The sequence below is a fragment of the Pseudomonas sp. P4_C8 genome (assembly GCF_056401975.1).
Genome location: NZ_JBFUIH010000012.1, coordinates 104,794 through 122,956 on the forward strand (window position 1 = coordinate 104,794; position 18,163 = coordinate 122,956).

Below are 18,163 nucleotides of genomic sequence, written 5' to 3' on the forward strand. Positions count from 1 at the left end.
GGATACGCCATCGCCGGCAAGCCGTGCTCCTACAGAGTTCGTGTAGATTTTTTGCAGGCACAAAAAAGCCCGACTCAATGGTCGGGCTTTTTCATTACTCAGGCGGTGCTTATTTAGCACGGCCTTTGTAGGAACCGCCTTCGCGGGTATCGATCTCGATCATGTCGCCGATTTCGATGAAGTCAGCTACCGACAGTTCGGTACCGTTCTTCAGTTTGGCAGGCTTCATCACCTTGCCGGAAGTGTCGCCGCGAGCGGAACCTTCGGTGTAGTCAACCTGACGCACGATGGTGGTCGGCAGTTCTACGGATACCAGACGCTCTTCGAAGAAGATCGCTTCGCAAACATCGGTCATGCCTTCTTCAACGAAAGGCAGAACAGCTTCGATGTCTTCAGCGTTCAGCTCGTACATGGTGTAGTCAGTGGTGTCCATGAACGTGTAGGTGTCGCCGCTGATGAAGGACAGGGTCGCTTCTTTGCGGTCGAGGATTACGTCGTCCAGTTTGTCGTCGGCGCTGTAAACGATCTCGGTCTTGTAACCGGTCAGCAGGTTTTTCAGCTTGGTCTTCATGATCGCGCTGTTACGACCCGACTTGGTGAATTCAGCTTTCTGAACCAGCCAAGGATCGTTTTCGAGACGGATCACGGTACCGGGTTTCAGTTCTTTACCAGTTTTCATTGCGAATATCCGAATTTGGATGGGATTTACAAAAATCTAGGCCGCGTATCATATCCAATTTACATAAAACTGTACCAGCGCCGCGGCAAGATCGGCCTGCAAGGCTTGTTCCAGACACCACGCCTCGGCGTGTTTTTGCAGCTCTGGCCAGTGTTTGCGGGCCGTGCGCCAGTGGTCAGACATATCATGACCCGCATTCCACGCGCGCCAAAGACCGTTGATCGCCTGGCTGGCAGGCTCGGACAGGCCTTTTGTGTACAGCGCGAGGAACGCATCGAGCTTGTCCAGATGGATGTCTTCCTCCTGCTGATAGATGTGCCAGAGCATTGGCCGGCCCGCCCATTGGGCACGAACAAATGAATCTTCACCGCGCACGGCGTTGAAATCGCAGCACCAGAGCAACTGATCGTATTGATCCTGTCTGACGAACGGCAGCACCTGGACGGTCAAGCCGTCACAGACATGCAGCGCCCCCCCGGCTAATCCTTCAACGCCGAGCCAGCGTTCGACATCGCCGAGAATCCGCCCTTCGGGCACCAGTAAATGCGTAGGCGTTGAATCGGCGGCCAGCACATCCAGCCAACTCGACAACCCGGCATTCTCATAGGCAAACAGCGAGATCAATTGCGCATTCGCGGCACGATCAATGCCCAATCCTTGAAGGAACGCTCGTTGTACCTCGGGACTTTGCTGAAACTGCCGACGGCGTTCAAGCAGTCCACTTTCACGCATCAGACCTCCGGTGCCCGGCTGGAATCCCGGGAAGAAGAAATACTTCTGCACCGTTTTGTATTTGACCGACGGCAAACCGTGGCAACCGATTACCCAGTCTTCGGCGCTCAGGTAATCGAGGTTCATCCACAGCGGCGGCTTTACCCGCCCGGCCATGGCGTCCATGTAGGCACTCGGCAACTGACAGGCGAACGCGGCAATGACCACATCCGCCGCGTCGGTAGCCAACCACTCGGCTGGCCATTGGCGCACTTCAACACCGGCATGCCATTGCTGCGCGGCATGGATATCGATCTCGGGACACAGACGCTCGAAGGCGCGCAGGTCATCGACCCACAAACGTACGTCGATGGGGTGCTCGGCCACCAGTTGTCGAGCCAGGCGCCAGGTCACGCCGATGTCGCCAAAGTTGTCGACCACGGTGCAAAAAATATCCCAGCGGGTTTTCAGTTCAGGCATTCCAGGTTCCCGTTGGCAAAGGCGCCGATTGTCCGCATAAATTACCTCGTGCAGAAGAGCCGACGGCGATTAATCTTCGTGCGACAATCGCCATTCACCCGTGACCATCCGCCAGGAGGCAGCCATGCCCTACCGTCCCAAGCCGCGCCGCTCGTTGCCGATCCAGCTCAATGCCCTGCAACTGACCGGCAGCATTGCCCTCGGTTTATGGCTGGGATTTCTCGTTATCGCGCTGACCTGCTGGCTCGCCTCTGCGCTGCTTTTCAAAGAGCAATTGGCACCGCTGGCGGCTGCCGTGGAGCAACTGGCCAAGCCGCCGGTGGTGGTTGAACAGCCGCAGCCGGATATTCCAGCGCAGAGCCCGATATTCGGACAGTACGAAGAGAACCTGCGCAAGAACGAGCAGCAGGTACGAATGGATCAAGCCCGTAGCAGCAGCCGCAATCTGTCCAATCCAAAATGYCAGTTCTGGTTGCAGCAGGACCAAACGGCACCGAGCGAAAAAAGCCGCGCCAATGTCCTGCAATTCTGCGATTGATCATGAACAAACAGACGGTCCACCAACTGATTCTCGACAAGCTGCGGGTCGATCTCGACATCGCCGAGCGTGCCGCGCAAACCGCTTACGAAACCGCGACCCACGAAGAGAACATCGCCGAAAACAAGTACGACACCCTGGGGCTGGAGGCCTCCTATCTGGCGGCCGGACAGGCCAGGCGAGTGGAAGAGATCAGGCAGTCACTGACGCTGTGCCAGAATCTGACTTTGCGTCCTTATGACGATCAGCGCGGCATTGAAGTCGGTGCATTGCTCGGCCTGGAAGACGAAAAGGGCCGCGAGCAATGGCTGTTTCTGGCCCCCGATGCGGCCGGCCTGAAGGTCGATCTGGTGGGGCAATGGATTACTGTCATCACCCCCCGCTCGCCGCTGGGCAAAAGCCTGCTGGGCAAGTTCGAAGGGGATGAAGTGGAGATTCTGGTGGCGGGCGCTCGGCAACAGTTTTCTGTTACCGAGGTGGTCTAGAACAAGGACACCTGATTAATGGACCGGCAGTTCGACGCCGTCGAACAGCTCTTCCAGTTCCTGCTTGTTGTGGCACTGAATGGCTTTGGCCATGACTTCGCGGGTCAGGTGCGGGGCAAACTTCTCGATGAAGTCGCACATGAAACCACGCAGGAAGGTGCCGCGACGGAAACCGATTTTGGTAATGCTGGACTCGAACAGCTCGCTGGCATCGAGCACCACCAGATCGCTATCGAGTTTGGCGTCGACCGCCATTTTCGCCACGATGCCCACGCCCAGGCCCAGACGAACGTAGGTTTTGATCACGTCGGCGTCGGCGGCGGTGAACACCACTTTGGGCGTCAGACCGCGATGGCTGAACGCTTCGTCGAGCTTCGAACGGCCGGTGAAACCGAACACATAAGTCACGATCGGGTATTCGGCCAGGGCTTCGAGGGTCAGCGTCGACAGTTTGGTCAGCGGGTGGCCTTGAGGCACGACTACGCAGCGGTTCCAGCGGTAGCACGGCATCATCACCAGGTCGCCGAACAACTCCAGCGCTTCAGTGGCAATGGCGAAATCCACGGTGCCGTCAGCGGCCATTTCAGCGATCTGCATCGGCGAGCCTTGGTGCATGTGCAGGGCAACGTCCGGATATTGCTTGATGAAATTGCTGATCACCGGTGGCAACGCATAACGCGCCTGAGTGTGAGTGGTGGCGATCGACAGGGTGCCCTTTTTCTCGTTGGAGAATTCCTGGGCGATCTGCTTGATGCTTTCAACCTTGCGCAGAATCTCGCCGGCGGTGGTGATGATGCGCTCGCCGGCCGGGGTGACGCGGGTCAGGTGCTTGCCGCTGCGGGCGAAAACCTCGACCCCCAATTCGTCTTCCAGCAGACGGATCTGCTTACTGATACCCGGTTGCGAGGTGTAAAGGCTTTGTGCAGTAGCGGAAACGTTGAGGTCGTGGTGCGCCACTTCCCAGATGTAGCGCAATTGTTGAAGCTTCATATGAATCCCTCAAAGCAGGTAGACGCCACGGGCATCAGCGACGGTATATAACTATATTAATGGTTTGAAGAATAAATCTAGAACTTTTTTGTCGAATTGCCAGTATTCGTTTTCTAGCGATCACCCTGCCGGCGCCGCTCCACCAGCGGCACCAGATAGACCGGCACCCGAGACAGCTGCAACACGCGTGCTGCGGTCCTGCCCAGAGGCGTTTCCGCGCCGGCACCGTGGCTATGACTCCCTACGATCAGCAAATCGACAGAGAGTTTCTCCGCCTGGTCGAGAATCACCTGCGACGGATCGCCCTGAAGCACCCTCACCGCTTGAATCCGCGCCAAGTCCTGCTCCCCTTCATCCCCCAACTCTTCACGAAAGCTGTCGAGCACCCGCTGCTCGATATTGGCAATCACAGTACTCAGGCCCTGACTGTGAAACTCGTTCAACGCCTGCTCATCCAGGTAGCTCTGAAGCACCGATTCGGCAAACAACCCCATGGGCTCAACCGCGTGCACCACATACAAGTCTGCATTGAATGTCCGCGCCAGGGCCAAGGCGTGCTGCATCACCAACGGTGCATATAGGCCAAGGTCAGTGGCATACAGCATCGACTGAATCATAGGATCTCCTCGCAAGCCAACATGGCGGAGATTTGATTCAGCTTAGCAGTGCCTTGGCGAGTACGACGCTTTGCGTAACGTATTGAACCGCTGGCTTAAACCTTTTGCTCGTTGCTTATGCCGTGCGGTACGTGGCCGGTGGCGACGACTTCGCGGGTCAACTCGCAATGGCCGGCCTGATCGTCGAAAAACACGTCGGCGGCAAACGCTTCGAGAAATGCGGATTTGGTCAGGCCACCGAGAAACAGCGATTCGTCCAGACGAATATCCCATTCGCGCAACGTACGAATCACTCGCTCATGAGCCGGTGCTGAACGCGCCGTCACCAACGCCGTGCGGATAGGGCAGTCGTCGTCGGGAAATTCACGCTGCAACAGGTTGAGGGCGGCCAGGAAGCCCTTGAACGGCCCTCCGCGCAGCGGTTCGCGGGCGGACTCACGCTCGCTGGCCTGAAACGCTTCCAGGCCACCGGACTGGTAGACCCGCTCCGATTCGTCGGAAAACAGCACCGCATCACCGTCGAAGGCAATCCGCAATTCATCACTGGCTGCGCGGCTCGCACCGCCCGACAAAATGGTCGCCGCCGCGAAACCGGCGTCCAGTGCACTGCGCACATCTTCGGCATGCGTCGACAGAAACAGGTCACAGCCAAAGGCCTTGAGATACGGATAGGGGCTGCGTCCGCCGACAAACGCCGCGCGGGAAATCGCCAGCCCATAGTGGTGAATCGAGTTAAACACCCGCAGGCCGGTGTCGGCGCTGTTGCGCGACACCAGGATCACCTCGACCCGCGCTCGACCGAGGCGGGTGTTGAGGTTCAGGAGTTTCTCCACCAGAGGGAAAGCGTCACCGGGTTCGAGGATTTCGTCTTCGTGCTCGATCTGATATTGCCGGTAGGCTTCGACGCCGCTCGACAGATAAACCTTGTGGCTTTCGCTCAGGTCGAACAGTGCTCGCGAAGAAATCGCCAGCACCAGTTTGTCGTCGATAGTCTTTGCCATGCCCTTCCCCCTCAGGTAGATCGGCTCACCTGTTGCGTCGATCGATGAACCCCAAACTGCGATACAACGCTTCAATCAGCGGCAATTCGCACCCCGCCGCTTTGGCCGCCGCCAAGGGCCGCGCATAAATCGCGGCCAGTTCCAGCGGTCGCTTGTGCAGGAAATCGTGATACATGCTCGGCCAGTAGTCCGGCATTCTTTCGGTCACCATGAACAGATGATCGGCATAACCGGCCGGTATGTCGTGACCACAGGCGGTCGCCCCCTGAACCACTTCGGCCATCAAGGCCTTGATCAGTTCCCGACTGTCGGCATCGGCCATCAATGGCGTGGTGCTTGCTCCCAGCAGAACCGACAGGCCGTTGTAAGGAATATTCCAGACCAGTTTTTGCCAGCGCGCCTGATGCAGATCCGGCATGGCCTGCGAATCGATACCGGCGCTGTGAAATAACCCGGCGCCCTCCTCGACAATTGCCATGCGCGCCTGCTCATCAGCAGCGGGGCCACTGTGGTAGCCGATGTTGACTGCACCGAGCGCCTGATGGGTAATTTCCCCGGGACCGGTGCGATGGACGCAAATAAAACACAGCCCGCCCAGCAGATGCAGCGAGCCGGGGAGCAACTCGCGCAGACTGTCTTCAACGTCCAGGCCATTTTGCAGTACCAGCACCTTGGCATTCGGTGCGGCCGCCTGAATGATGGCGGGCGCCAGATCCGCGTTACTGGTGGTTTTAGCGCCCACCAACAACCAGTCGCAGGGCGGCATGTCTTCGGCCGACGAATAGGCCTGAACCGGATTCAACGTCAGCGCACCATGCACCGCGCTGTCGAGTTGCAACCCGCGCTCGGCCACCGCTGAAAACTCACTGCGCAGCAAGAAGTGCACATCGAAGCCGGCACGCGCCAGCATCATCCCGTAGAACCCGCCGATAGCGCCGGTTCCAATTACACCGATTGTCGGCTTGGTGACTGCCCCCATCATGGCAACTCCTCTGCTGTTCTCATCAGCGCCCGACCGACCGCATCATTGAGTTCGGTGCCGGTCAGACGCGATTGTAGTACCCCGAAAAACTCACCGTCGCGCACCACAAACAGCGCCGGCAAATGAAAAACCTGATATCGCTCGACCACCCCGCCATTGCTCCCGGCATCGATCCAGCACAGTCGATCAACCGTCAGATCGAGCCTGGGCAACTGTTCACGGGCAAATCGGCAACTGGCACAGCCGACACTGGTGAAAATCACCAGGGATACGCCGCTCATTGCCAGTAGCCGTTGGTCGGCATCGAAGTCGGTCAGTTCCAATTCGACCACTATACTTCGGGAAACAATGTCAGATGGCCGACACAGGGAGTACGTGTTCATGGGACGTTTTATTCCTCATCCTGATGATGTGCCCGTCGAAATGACGTTACTCAAACATGAGTGCATTTCGCGCCAGCGCTTGCACACTATCAGCCTCGGGGGCATGGCTTGCAATTATCACCGGGCCTGGCGCCATGGTACGGCGCTGGAAGTGCGCATGCCGACCTTGAACCCCGACATGCGTTATCTGGGCTATGTGGCCTGGTGCTTGCGGCGCAAACGCGGCTATCTGGTGGGCATTGCCTTTGTGGACGAGCAGATGCTGTTCAGTGCCCGGATGGGCGAGCAGGTGTGCCAGATCGAACGCTACTGTCGCCTGCATGACGCGCACGAAGACTTGCAGGATATTCAGGCACTGGCCCTCGAATGGGTACAAGAGCATGCCGACGAGTTCTCTCACGACACCGTTCATAAGGCATTTGCACAGCCGGTGCTGGATTAAACCCATTGTCGAGCAGGCGGATAACGCGCTAAGGTTCGGCTCCCCGACGCGCTTAATTTGCTGTGCTCCGCCGCGCGGGTTCGCTGGCGGCCGGCACCCGTGACCTGACGAGTAAACGATGGCTGATTTACCGATCAACGACCTAAACGTCGCCTCCAACGAGACACTGATCACTCCTGATCAGCTCAAGCGTGATATCCCTCTGAGCGACGCCGCCCTGCGCACCGTCACCAAAGGCCGCGAAGTCATTCGCAATATCCTGGATGGCACCGACCACCGCCTGTTCGTCGTCATCGGGCCTTGCTCGATCCACGACATCAAGGCTGCCCACGAATACGCCGATCGCCTGAAGGCACTCGCCGCCGAAGTGTCCGATACCCTGTATCTGGTCATGCGCGTGTATTTCGAGAAGCCACGCACCACCGTCGGCTGGAAAGGCTTGATCAACGACCCGTACCTGGACGACTCGTTCAAGATCCAGGATGGTCTGCACATTGGTCGTCAATTGTTGCTCGACCTGGCCGAAATGGGCCTGCCGACCGCGACCGAAGCCCTCGACCCGATCTCCCCGCAGTATCTGCAGGACCTGATCAGCTGGTCGGCCATCGGTGCGCGTACCACAGAGTCCCAGACTCACCGCGAAATGGCTTCTGGCCTGTCCTCGGCAGTCGGCTTCAAGAACGGCACCGATGGCGGTCTGACAGTGGCGATCAACGCCCTGCAATCGGTTTCCAGCCCGCACCGTTTCCTGGGCATCAATCAGGAAGGTGGCGTGTCGATCGTCACCACCAAGGGCAACGCCTACGGCCACGTGGTACTGCGCGGTGGCAACGGCAAGCCGAACTATGACTCGGTCAGCGTCGCGCTTTGCGAGCAAGCGCTGAACAAGGCGAAGATCAAGCCAAACATCATGGTCGATTGCAGCCACGCCAACTCCAACAAGGACCCGGCCCTGCAACCGCTAGTGATGGAGAATGTGGCCAACCAGATTCTCGAAGGCAACCAGTCGATCATCGGCTTGATGGTCGAGAGTCACCTGAACTGGGGCTGCCAGGCCATCCCGAAAGACCTCGCCGACTTGCAATACGGCGTGTCGATCACCGACGCCTGCATCGATTGGTCCGCCACCGAAAACACCTTGCGCAGCATGCATGCCAAGCTCAAGGACGTGCTGCCTAAACGCGATCGCACTTGATCACCGTTTAGCGCACACAAAAACGCCAGGCTTAAACCTGGCGTTTTTTTATGCGTTCGTTTTGGTCACAGCTTGGCGGCGTGCCGCTGGTGACGTTCCATGTAGCGCTCGACGTAAGAGCACGATGGGATCACGGTGTAACCCATTTCATCTGCGTACGAAAGCGCCTTCTCGGTCAAGGCTGCGGCAATGCCGCGACCACGCAATGCGTTGGGCACAAAGGTGCGATAGATATCCAGGGTCTGTTTCCCCAGATCCATATAGGTCAGGTAGGCACGATGACCGTCCACAGTGGTCTCGAACTGATGACCAGCCTGGTCATGGTGGATGGACAACGCCTCGCTCATCACTACTCCTCGCGGGTCTTGAAATCTGACCCCTACCTTACCGATGTTTTTCCGGCGAAGGAACATCTACGCCACCCCGTGCCTGAATGGACACCGAGAAGAACTGCACCGATCTCGCGCAACCGAACACGTAACAAATAGTAGGCACCATTGGCAGAAATGCTCAAGGTGCGCTCGTCATCGTGCTTAGCCAGCGGGTGCTGCTCCAGGGTACGTAGGGACGGCTCGACCGACGGTCTTTGCGGGTCGACAGCCTGAACATTGCCGGATGTTGAGACATAAGACGAACCCGTTCTCTTAAAGTCACCTCTACATGGATAAAGATTATGAGAGCCGCTGTGCAAAATTCGAACAAAAGTATGGACGAATTCATCTAGCCAGACTTTAGCCAAGACTGAAAAAAAACGCCGTGAGTGCGCGGAACTTTTCCTTGGCGGCTCGCTCATCTCGGGCCTCGCAGCTGGATATTTTTTAAACAATGCAGTTAAAAGTTGCTCGAAAAAGAATCAACGCCTACAATTTTTTTTGCTTCTTGCTTTACGTCAGTTTACTTACGAGTAGTAATGGGTAGTATGTACGCCGGCTATTTCCTCACTCTGAGGAGACAGCTACTTAATAGAAAGTCCTTGAAGGGGAACACGATGAACAACGTTCTGAAATTCTCTGCTCTGGCTCTGGCCGCAGTTCTGGCCACTGGTTGCAGCAGCACATCGAAAGAAACCGAAGCACGTCTGACCGCTACTGAAGACGCAGCTGCTCGCTCCCAGGCTCGTGCAGACGAAGCTTACCGTAAAGCTGATGAAGCTCTGGCTGCTGCTCAAAAAGCACAACAGACTGCTGACGAAGCTAACGAGCGTGCTCTGCGCATGCTGGACAAAGCTAGCCGCAAGTAATAGTCCCTCGGGATTATTATCAAGCCGACCCATTTTATGGGTCGGCTTTTTATTGCCTGATGCTTCTTTCAGGCAACAAAAAACCCGCCGACGCAGCCTGCGTCGGCGGGTTTTTTTCAAGCCTTACTGCAATGGATCGAGCGGCGCACTCGACATCATCGGCGCGGCATTGTTCGGCACGGCGATTTCCACTGGTAAGCCATCTTCAGCGGCGACCACGTCGCGCACCACATCCCAATTCATGCGCAGGTTGTTGGTGATGTCCTCACGCTTGAGCATCGCATTGATAACCGCGGTGTGCTTGTCGACCACCGAAGGGTTGCCCTTGTCATCCAGCGGCGTGTGCGCTTCCAGGTAAACCTTGCCGGCACTTATACCGAACTTGTACGGGTCGTTGATAATGCGCACCGACGTTCCGACCGGCACCATGCCGGCCATTTCCAGTACGTTGTTGTTGAACATGCGGAAGCAACCGTGACTGGTGCGCATGCCAATGCCGAACTTCTTGTTGGAACCGTGGATCAGGTAGCCCGGTGTGCCCAATGTGAACTTGAACGGCCCCAGCGGGTTGTCAGGGCCTGCCGGCACCACGTTAGGCAGCGGATCACCGTCGGCGGCGTGCTCGGCCTTGATCGACGCTGGAGGGGTCCAGGTCGGGTTCGGCGTCTTCGCGGTGATGTTGGTGTGGGCAATTGGCGAGCCCCAGCCTTCACGACCGATACCCAGCGGGAATGTGTAAACCACATTCTTGCCTTTGGGGTAGTAGTAGAGGCGGTACTCGGCCAGGTTGATCACGATGCCTTCACGCGGTCCCGGCGGCAGGATGAAACGTGTCGGCAGAATGATTTCGGTACCGGCGCCCGGCAACCATGCATCGACTCCCGGGTTGGCCGCGAGCATTTCTGTGTAGCCCAAGTCGTAAGCGGTACCAATGTCAGCGAAGGTATCTTCGTACTTGGCCTTGATCACCTGCACCTGACCGATGATGTCTTCACCGGGAGGTGGCAGGGGAAACTCCAATGCTGCAACTGGACCAGCCACACAAAGGGCGGCAAGAGACAAGAAGCGGGTGACGGCAGGAAAACGCGGCAACATCCGGAAAGTCCTTCGCAGATCGACAAGGGTAAGAGCGGGATTGTACACCGGCGCCCTTGAATTCGGGGAGTCGGCCGATAGCACGCTACCTTTTATGCGCTAGAGCTCGAACCGTAGCTCTGGCCAGATCGGCGAGGTACCGCGTTTTTGCGATTCCAGAATGGCCCGGCACAGCGAGCATAGACGCTGGTCCTGGAACACCCGACGATCGACACTCGACCAACGCGGCTGTGCCGGCAACAGGCTGCCGCACAAGGTTCGGTCCGCCGAGCCGCCCAGCTCCAGCTGACGGGTTACCAGATGTACCCGCACTTCCTGGCAGGCGAACAGATCCAGCTGTTCGTCAGGCTCGATCAGTTGATAGGCAAAAAGTGACCAGGCAGGACGCGGCATCGGGGGCTCCAAATCGGGGGCGCCACCTTAGCCGAAAGCCTGCGCCTAGAAAAGCGTCATAACAGCGGTTTTAGCGTAGGCCAGACATTTTCCAGCAACTTGTCCTGAGCCCCGGCCGCCGGGTGTATGCCGTCCGCCTGCATCAAGTCCGGATGGCCGCCGACGCCATCGAGAAAAAACGGCACCAGCGGGATTTTTTTCTCGGTGGCCAGCGTGCTGTAGACCTTGGAAAAGGCCTCGGTGTAACGAACGCCATAATTGGGTGGCAATTGCATGCCCAGCAGGAGGACCTTGGCACCGCTGTCGCGGGAGCTGTCGATCATCGAAGCAAGGTTTTGTTGCAAATTAGCCGGGGGCATTCCACGCAGTCCGTCATTGCCACCCAACTCGAGGATGACCAGTTCCGGCTTATGCTCTGCAAGCAGCGCAGGCAGGCGCGCCTGGCCTCCGGCGCTGGTGTCGCCGCTGATGGAGGCATTGACCACCTTATCGTCGAAACCTTCGTGTTTGAGCCGTTGTTCGAGCAGCGAGACCCACCCCAAGCGGGTATCCAGTCCGAAACCCGCGCTGATACTATCGCCAACGATCAGGACAGTACCCGCCGCTGCGTTCTGGGCCATGCACATCAAGGCCAGGCCAGCACTCAAAAACCACACACGCATCGGATTCTCCATGGGCGCAAGCATTCTCACCGCGAAGAACCTCAGCAAAGTGGTTCCCAGCGCGGAAGGTGAACTGACTATCCTGCACGAACTCAGCCTGGAACTGAACAAGGGCGACAGCCTGGCCATCGTCGGCGCCTCCGGTTCCGGCAAGTCCACCCTCCTCGGTCTGCTTGCCGGGCTCGACCTGCCCAGCAGCGGCGAAGTCACGCTGGCCGGGCAAGGGCTGAGCACGCTCGATGAAGATCAACGCGCACGCATTCGGGCCGAGCATGTCGGTTTTGTGTTCCAGTCCTTTCAGTTGCTCGACAGTCTCAACGCCCTGGAAAACGTCATGCTGCCCCTGGAACTCGATGGCCGCAAAGATGCCCGCGAGCGTGCCACCGAGTTTCTGCAACGGGTCGGCCTGGGCCAGCGCCTGACGCACTCGCCGCGCCAGCTCTCCGGTGGAGAACAGCAGCGCGTGGCAATTGCCCGGGCGTTTGCCGCCGAACCCGATGTGCTGTTCGCCGATGAACCCACCGGCAACCTCGACAGCCACACCGGCGAGCGCATCAGCGATCTGTTGTTCGAACTCAACCAGGAACGCGGCACAACGCTGGTGCTGGTGACTCACGACGAACGCCTGGCACATCGTTGCCGGCGCCTGATCCGCCTTGAAGCCGGCCTGCTGGTCGGCCCTCTGGAGCCTTGATGGCACGCCTGCCGCTGCTGCGCCTATTCAGTCTTGCCATCCGCCAACTGCTGCGCGATGCCCGCGCGGGTGAGTTGCGCGTGTTGTTCTTCGCCTTGCTGGTCGCTGTGGCGGCGAGTACTGCCATCGGCTATTTCGGCGCCCGTTTGAACGGCGCCATGATGTTGCGCGCCACCGAGTTTCTGGGTGCCGACCTGTTGCTCGAAGGCAGCTCACCGGCACGGCCCGAACAGATCAAAAGCGGTGTGGAACTGGGGCTCCAGCATGCTCAAGTGGTGGAGTTCTCCAGCGTCATCGCCACTGACAACGGCATTCAGCTGTCCAGCATCAAAGCTGCTGATGACGTCTACCCACTGCGCGGCGAACTGAAAAGTGCCCCGGCGCCCTTCGCCCCGGAAGTACCCGGAAGCGGACCGAAACCCGGTGAGGCCTGGGTTGAGGCGCGACTGCTGACGGCGCTGGATTTGAAGATCGGCGACAGCATCGACGTCGGCATGAAAACCCTGAAACTGGCACGCGTGCTGACCTACGAACCCGACCGGACCGGCAATTTCTACAGCCTCACGCCACGCGTGCTGATCAATCTCAACGACCTTACCGCCACCGGTGTGGTGCAACCCGGAAGTAGAGTCAGTTACCGCGAGCTCTGGCGCGGCAAAGCCGAGGCGCTGGAAACCTATCGCCAACTGATCAAGCCTGGTCTGGCTGCCAACCAGCGCCTGCAGGATGCCCGCGACGGCAACCGACAAATTGGCGGTGCGTTGGGCAAGGCCGAGCGTTACCTCAACATGGCGAGCCTGGTGGCGGTTCTGCTGTCCGGTGTGGCGGTGGCGCTGTCTGCCACTCGCTTCGCCACGCGCCGCTTCGATGCCAGTGCATTGCTGCGTTGCCTGGGCCTGTCACGCAGGGAAACCATGGTGCTGTTCAGTTTGCAGCTGACGGTACTCGGCCTGCTCGCCAGCCTCAGCGGCGCCCTTATCGGCTGGCTGGCACAGCTTGGGCTGTTTGCGTTGCTGCATGATTTGTTGCCGACCGATGTACCGCCGGGTGGTTTGCTGCCGGCCATAGCAGGGATCGGCACCGGGCTGGTTGCACTGGCTGGATTCGCCCTGCCACCGCTGGCCGCACTCGGTCGCGTGCCGCCGCTGCGGGTGTTGCGTCGGGACATGCTACCGATTCCGTCCAGCACCTGGATGGTCTATGGCGCCGCCTTGGGCGCCCTTGGCCTGATCATGTGGCGTCTGAGCCTCGACCTGGTGCTGACCTTCGCCCTGCTCGGCGGTGGCGTGATCGCCGCGCTGGTACTCGGCGGCTTGCTCTTGCTGCTGCTGAAAAGCCTGCGTCGGATGCTGGCCCGCGCTTCGCTGCCCTGGCGCCTCGGGTTGGGCCAGCTGCTGCGTCATCCGTTGGCGGCAGCGGGACAAGCCTTGGCCTTCGGGCTGATTCTTCTGTCCATGGCGCTGATCGCGCTGCTGAGGGGTGAGCTGCTGGACACCTGGCAGAACCAGCTACCGAAAAACGCCCCGAATTACTTTGCGCTGAACATCCTGCCGGCGGACAAACAGGCCTTTACGGATCGCCTGATCCAACTGTCAGCGCAGTCCGCACCACTTTACCCGGTGGTGCCGGGTCGACTGATCAGCATCAACGGCGAGCCGGTGCAGGACATCGTCAGCAAGGATTCGGCAGGTGATCGAGCGATCCAGCGCGACCTGAGCCTGACCTGGGCGGCAGACTTGCCGACGGGCAACAAGATCACGGCGGGTAACTGGTGGACCGAACAGACACCCGAGGAGGTTCCCGGTGTTTCGGTTGAAGGCAAAGTGGCCGAAAGCCTGAAGCTCAAGCTGGGCGATCACATGGTGTTTACCGTGGGCGGGGTCAATCGTGAAGCGAAAGTCACCAGCTTGCGAGAGATCAACTGGGACAACTTCCAGCCGAACTTCTTCATGATCTTCCAGCCTGGCACCTTGAAGGATTTGCCAGCGACTTACCTGACCAGTTTCTATTTGGCGGCCGGTCATGATCAGCAGATTGTCGACCTGTCGCGAAGCTTCCCGGCGGTGACCATTCTGCAAGTCGAAGCCTTGCTGGAGCAGCTGCGCAGCATCCTCGCCCAGGTCACGCTGGCGGTGGAGTATGTGTTGTTGTTTGTACTCGCGGCGGGGATGGCGGTATTGTTTTCCGGCTTGCAGGCGACGCTCGATGAGCGCATCCGACAAGGCGCCCTGTTGCGAGCGCTGGGGGCCGAACGGCAATTGCTGGTGAAGGCCCGAAGGATCGAGTTCGGTTTACTCGGCGCGGTCAGCGGCTTGTTGGCGGCACTGGGCTCGGAACTGGTGAGCCTGGTGCTCTACCGCTACGCATTTGACCTGCCGTGGCATCCGCATCCGTGGTTACTGGTCTTGCCATTGATCGGCGCAGTACTGATTGGCGGTGCCGGAGTGTTCGGTACCCGTCGTGCGTTGAACGCCAGCCCCCTGACAGTGTTGCGCGAGGGTTGATAGACTCGAACCTTCTCCCTCACAAGAAGTTGCCATGAGCCGTTATCGCCCTCCCCGCACCGCTGGCACCGCGCTGATCACCCCCGAAGGTGAAGCGCGGATGCGGGCCGAGTTTCATGAGCTTTGGCATGTACGGCGACCGCAAGTGACGCAGTCGGTGAGTGAGGCCGCGGCTCAGGGTGATCGTTCCGAGAACGCGGAATACACGTACGGCAAAAAGATGCTGCGCGAGATCGACAGCCGCGTGCGCTTTCTTACCAAGCGGCTGGAAGCGCTCAAGGTGGTCAGCGAAAAACCCAGCGATCCGAACAAGGTCTATTTTGGCGCCTGGGTCACGATCGAAGACGAGGACGGCAAAGAGTCGCGCTACCGCATTGTCGGGCCGGATGAGCTGGACCTGAAACTGGGGCTGATCAGCATCGACTCACCGCTCGCCCGCGCGCTGATCGGCAAGGCGCTGGACGCCGAAGTTCGTGTCCAGACACCGACCGGTGAGCAATGCGTGTATATCGTGGCGATTGAGTACCTTTGAACCTCAGCGGCGGGTGATCAGGCCTTGTCGGGCAACGCGGGTCAACTGCCGGATCATTTCCGGGGCGTCTTCAAGGCTGGGTGATTGAATCACCGCCAAGTCAAAACTGTCGCTGGCAAATCGAGCCAGCGATTCGCCGTCTTCGACAAACTGGATCAGGAACGCAGCAGGCCCGCCGGTACGACGTGGCCAGCCATCGAGATAACGCAGAAGTGTCGGCTGATGTTGACCGCCAAGCAGGATCTTTGGATTGCGCTGGGTGAGATGTGCCGTGATCGGCGCGGGACGTACTGTAGGGCTAAGTGCGTTCATCGAGTCGTGTCTCTGCCTCAAAAGTCTGCATGGCAGGTGAGAGGCAACACCGAACCAGCGCTTTAGCGGTATTTCGAAGCCTGTTTCAAGCTTCTATCGGCAACTGATTGAGTCACCTGGCGCCCCGCAAGTAGCTGTTTAAATCGGCGCATGGGCAACATCCTAGAGAAGCTGACCGGACAGTGTCAAGAATGACGCACACAAAAAAGGCCTGCGCAATGCAGGCCTTTTCGTTGAGTCAGAGCGGTCAGTCGCTGATGACGCGGTCTGCCGACAGCTTGCCGGCACCTTCGATCAATACCGCGACGCTGCCACCGAGCAGGGCCAGGGCGAATTCATAACCGTTGTTGGTCATGAACAGGCCGTTATGAATATGCACCGAGAAAATCGCGACCAGCGAGAGGAATGTCAGCCCCAGTGCAGCCGGACGTGTCAGTAGACCGATGATCAGGGCCAGGCCGCCGAAGAACTCGGTACCACCGGCCAGGATCGCCATCAGATGACCCGGCGCCAGGCCCAGGCTTTCCATGTACTGGGCAGTGCCGGCAATGCCGTATCCCCCAAACATGCCGAAGAGTTTCTGCGAGCCGTGAGCTGCGAAAATGATCCCGACAACGATCCGTATGGCGGTCAGACCGAAACCGGCGCGGGTAAACAGTACCTTGTTGATCAGTGAGCTCATGCTGTGTCATCCATTGTGAGAGTGTGTTCGTTGGGCGCCATGTTAATCGATAAGACAAATGTTAAAAGCGCAATAATTGCGACATAACGATCAAATTAGCTGATCATTTAAGAGAGACAACTTTTTGTCCCTGCGGCTCCAGCGACTCCCTCTCACGATCGAATGCCAGGTAATACTTGTTCACGCTATTAACATAGCTGACGGGGCCCATGCCCACCTGCTCCATGGCAATGCGCTCGACCTGGAAGAACCACTGATTGGGGTTCAGGCCACGCCGCCGGGCTTCGGCGCGCATGCCTTGAACCCGCTCCGGGCCAATGTTGTAGGCGGCCAGCACAAACGCCATGCGCTCACGCTCGTTGAGTTTGGGGCTGGCGAAGAACTTGCGGCGGATCATGGCCAGGTACTTGGCCCCGGCCTGGACATTGGCGTCGAGGTCCTGAATGTTGTTGACCCCCACTCGCTGGGCGGCAGACGGGGTGATTTGCATCAAGCCCGTGGGGCCGCCACTGTTGCGGGCATTGGGTTGCAGTCCCGACTCCTTGAACGCCAGCGCCGCCAGGTTCAACCAGTCCATGCCTTGGGCATCGGCATGCTTTTGCAGCACCGGACGCAGTTTCTCCAGGCGCTGGCGGTCGGCCTTGGCCAGTGGATTGTGCACTTGATACAGTCGCCGATAGATCCGCAGAAACGCCACGTCCTGGTCCGACGGTTTCTTGTACGTCGTCAAAAAACGATCGATGCTCGCCCGTAGCATCGACGCATCGCGGCGCACAAACCAGAACTCTTCGCCCGGCTCGCTGATCTGCACCTGCTTGTCGAAACGCAATTTGGGCAAAATCTTGCCCCAGCGCTCGGCAATCGGTTGCTCGACAATGGTCAGGTGAAAGATCCCGCCCTGAACCATTTCCAGCACGTCTTCGACGGCGAGGCTGGGATCAACCCACTCGATCGTTATCGGTGCCAACTTGTGCAGCGCCAGTTTGGAATTGATCTGGCTCACCGCGTCCCCGGCTGCACTGCCGTTGGGCAGCGCCAGGGTTTTGCCCGAGAGTTGTTCAACACGGGTGTAACGACGCTCGCCTTTGATCCCCACCAGCACCAACGGGATATTGCTGGCGAGCGGTTCACTGCTGCTGACCGCGAAGCCTGGCTGCAAATCGAGCAACTCCCCGGGTGCGACCAGATCACCCTCCCCGCGTTGCAAGGCGCCGAGCAGTTGATCCTTGGCTTTGGGGATGATCTTGAGGTTGATTTCCTGACCGTCACGGGCGTGGCCATTGAGGTATTGCTCGAAGGCGTGCAAGCGGTGGTATTCGACACCGATGGCCTGGCCCTGGACTTCGCCGGAACTGTTGCGGCTCTGGTTGACCAGCACCCGCAATACCCGGCTGCTGCGAATCTCCGCCAGGTCGCGCACCTTGGCTGCCGGCACGGCTTGCAGCGGCCCGGCCAGACGTGCAACCGCCGGCATCGGCAGCAGCAACGAACAGCACAGCAGTAGCAATATCGAGGGACGTATCATCCACTCTCCGGAAAGATTACT

At 58.8% G+C, this 18,163-nt stretch carries 22 protein-coding genes; 8 read left to right on the plus strand and 14 right to left on the minus strand.

Annotated elements, in window-relative coordinates:
* Nucleotides 1-109: 109 nt before the first annotated feature.
* Nucleotides 110-679: an elongation factor P gene (locus AC1DWM_RS10135; RefSeq protein WP_007943632.1), complete on the minus strand. Its 570-nt coding sequence runs from the start codon at nt 677-679 to the stop codon at nt 110-112.
* Nucleotides 680-727: 48 nt separating this feature from the next.
* On the minus strand, nt 728-1,870 hold the full coding sequence (earP, locus tag AC1DWM_RS10140) for an elongation factor P maturation arginine rhamnosyltransferase EarP (protein ID WP_477795126.1): 1,143 nt from the start codon (nt 1,868-1,870) through the stop codon (nt 728-730).
* A gap of 124 nt (nt 1,871-1,994) precedes the next feature.
* Here earP and AC1DWM_RS10145 point away from each other — a divergent pair, with 124 nt between their 5' ends.
* Complete coding sequence (locus AC1DWM_RS10145; RefSeq protein WP_223519184.1) at nt 1,995-2,408, plus strand: hypothetical protein; 414 nt, start codon at nt 1,995-1,997, stop codon at nt 2,406-2,408.
* A 2-nt stretch (nt 2,409-2,410) separates the two neighbouring features.
* The gene (locus AC1DWM_RS10150; protein WP_223519182.1) at nt 2,411-2,893 is read left to right on the plus strand and encodes a GreA/GreB family elongation factor; all 483 of its coding nucleotides are present in this window, start codon (nt 2,411-2,413) and stop codon (nt 2,891-2,893) included.
* Between the two features lie 15 nt (nt 2,894-2,908).
* On the opposite strand, the gene cysB is transcribed toward AC1DWM_RS10150, so the two are convergent.
* The 5 genes from cysB to AC1DWM_RS10175 all read right to left on the minus strand — a co-directional run bounded on the left by cysB (nt 2,909) and on the right by AC1DWM_RS10175 (nt 6,866).
* Nucleotides 2,909-3,883, minus strand: coding sequence for an HTH-type transcriptional regulator CysB (gene cysB, locus AC1DWM_RS10155; protein ID WP_007943628.1), 975 nt, complete (start codon nt 3,881-3,883; stop codon nt 2,909-2,911).
* 113 nt (nt 3,884-3,996) lie between these two features.
* Nucleotides 3,997-4,500: a universal stress protein gene (locus AC1DWM_RS10160; protein WP_223519180.1), complete on the minus strand. Its 504-nt coding sequence runs from the start codon at nt 4,498-4,500 to the stop codon at nt 3,997-3,999.
* Nucleotides 4,501-4,595: 95 nt separating this feature from the next.
* The gene (locus AC1DWM_RS10165; RefSeq protein WP_477795127.1) at nt 4,596-5,501 is read right to left on the minus strand and encodes a 5'-nucleotidase; all 906 of its coding nucleotides are present in this window, start codon (nt 5,499-5,501) and stop codon (nt 4,596-4,598) included.
* Nucleotides 5,502-5,526: 25 nt separating this feature from the next.
* Complete coding sequence (locus AC1DWM_RS10170) at nt 5,527-6,483, minus strand: putative 2-dehydropantoate 2-reductase (RefSeq protein ID WP_477795128.1); 957 nt, start codon at nt 6,481-6,483, stop codon at nt 5,527-5,529.
* Nucleotides 6,480-6,866, minus strand: a complete 387-nt coding sequence (locus AC1DWM_RS10175; protein WP_223519174.1) for a thioredoxin family protein — start codon at nt 6,864-6,866, stop codon at nt 6,480-6,482. The genes AC1DWM_RS10170 and AC1DWM_RS10175 overlap by 4 nt, the downstream gene beginning before the upstream one ends.
* Between AC1DWM_RS10175 and AC1DWM_RS10180 the strand changes: the two genes are divergently transcribed.
* Together AC1DWM_RS10180 and AC1DWM_RS10185 are read left to right on the plus strand one after the other, a co-directional pair.
* Nucleotides 6,865-7,308 (plus strand): PilZ domain-containing protein, encoded by a 444-nt coding sequence (locus AC1DWM_RS10180; protein ID WP_223519172.1) that lies wholly within the window; start codon nt 6,865-6,867, stop codon nt 7,306-7,308. The genes AC1DWM_RS10175 and AC1DWM_RS10180 overlap by 2 nt on opposite strands.
* 118 nt (nt 7,309-7,426) lie before the next feature.
* Nucleotides 7,427-8,503, plus strand: coding sequence for a 3-deoxy-7-phosphoheptulonate synthase (locus AC1DWM_RS10185; RefSeq protein ID WP_223519170.1), 1,077 nt, complete (start codon nt 7,427-7,429; stop codon nt 8,501-8,503).
* A gap of 65 nt (nt 8,504-8,568) precedes the next feature.
* On the opposite strand, the gene AC1DWM_RS10190 is transcribed toward AC1DWM_RS10185, so the two are convergent.
* Nucleotides 8,569-8,850, minus strand: coding sequence for a GNAT family N-acetyltransferase (locus tag AC1DWM_RS10190; RefSeq protein WP_223519168.1), 282 nt, complete (start codon nt 8,848-8,850; stop codon nt 8,569-8,571).
* 641 nt (nt 8,851-9,491) lie between these two features.
* Between AC1DWM_RS10190 and oprI the strand changes: the two genes are divergently transcribed.
* Nucleotides 9,492-9,743: an outer membrane lipoprotei OprI gene (gene oprI, locus AC1DWM_RS10195; RefSeq protein ID WP_007943620.1), complete on the plus strand. Its 252-nt coding sequence runs from the start codon at nt 9,492-9,494 to the stop codon at nt 9,741-9,743.
* 123 nt (nt 9,744-9,866) lie between these two features.
* Here oprI and AC1DWM_RS10200 read toward each other — a convergent pair whose 3' ends face one another.
* From AC1DWM_RS10200 to AC1DWM_RS10210, 3 genes are all read right to left on the minus strand, one after another.
* Nucleotides 9,867-10,838, minus strand: coding sequence for a L,D-transpeptidase family protein (locus tag AC1DWM_RS10200; RefSeq protein WP_223519166.1), 972 nt, complete (start codon nt 10,836-10,838; stop codon nt 9,867-9,869).
* Nucleotides 10,839-10,937: 99 nt separating this feature from the next.
* Nucleotides 10,938-11,231 carry a hypothetical protein gene (locus tag AC1DWM_RS10205; protein ID WP_003226812.1) on the minus strand — a complete coding sequence of 98 codons (294 nt, stop codon included), beginning with the start codon at nt 11,229-11,231 and terminating at the stop codon, nt 10,938-10,940.
* A gap of 56 nt (nt 11,232-11,287) precedes the next feature.
* On the minus strand, nt 11,288-11,893 hold the full coding sequence (locus AC1DWM_RS10210) for an arylesterase (RefSeq protein ID WP_477795129.1): 606 nt from the start codon (nt 11,891-11,893) through the stop codon (nt 11,288-11,290).
* A gap of 10 nt (nt 11,894-11,903) precedes the next feature.
* Between AC1DWM_RS10210 and AC1DWM_RS10215 the strand changes: the two genes are divergently transcribed.
* From AC1DWM_RS10215 to greB, 3 genes are read left to right on the plus strand one after another with little or no spacing between them, the layout of a single operon-like run.
* Nucleotides 11,904-12,587 (plus strand): ABC transporter ATP-binding protein, encoded by a 684-nt coding sequence (locus tag AC1DWM_RS10215; protein ID WP_477795130.1) that lies wholly within the window; start codon nt 11,904-11,906, stop codon nt 12,585-12,587.
* Nucleotides 12,587-15,091 (plus strand): ABC transporter permease, encoded by a 2,505-nt coding sequence (locus AC1DWM_RS10220; RefSeq protein WP_477795131.1) that lies wholly within the window; start codon nt 12,587-12,589, stop codon nt 15,089-15,091. The genes AC1DWM_RS10215 and AC1DWM_RS10220 overlap by 1 nt, the downstream gene beginning before the upstream one ends.
* Nucleotides 15,092-15,125: 34 nt before the next feature.
* Complete coding sequence (gene greB / locus AC1DWM_RS10225; RefSeq protein ID WP_033057207.1) at nt 15,126-15,623, plus strand: transcription elongation factor GreB; 498 nt, start codon at nt 15,126-15,128, stop codon at nt 15,621-15,623.
* Between the two features lie 3 nt (nt 15,624-15,626).
* Here the strand turns inward: greB and AC1DWM_RS10230 are convergent, their stop codons facing one another.
* The 3 genes from AC1DWM_RS10230 to AC1DWM_RS10240 all read right to left on the minus strand — a co-directional run bounded on the left by AC1DWM_RS10230 (nt 15,627) and on the right by AC1DWM_RS10240 (nt 18,142).
* Complete coding sequence (locus tag AC1DWM_RS10230) at nt 15,627-15,935, minus strand: hypothetical protein (protein ID WP_007943613.1); 309 nt, start codon at nt 15,933-15,935, stop codon at nt 15,627-15,629.
* Nucleotides 15,936-16,182: 247 nt separating this feature from the next.
* On the minus strand, nt 16,183-16,617 hold the full coding sequence (locus AC1DWM_RS10235; protein WP_477795132.1) for a DoxX family protein: 435 nt from the start codon (nt 16,615-16,617) through the stop codon (nt 16,183-16,185).
* Between the two features lie 103 nt (nt 16,618-16,720).
* Nucleotides 16,721-18,142 carry an MltF family protein gene (locus AC1DWM_RS10240; protein WP_223519156.1) on the minus strand — a complete coding sequence of 474 codons (1,422 nt, stop codon included), beginning with the start codon at nt 18,140-18,142 and terminating at the stop codon, nt 16,721-16,723.
* Nucleotides 18,143-18,163: the final 21 nt, after the last annotated feature.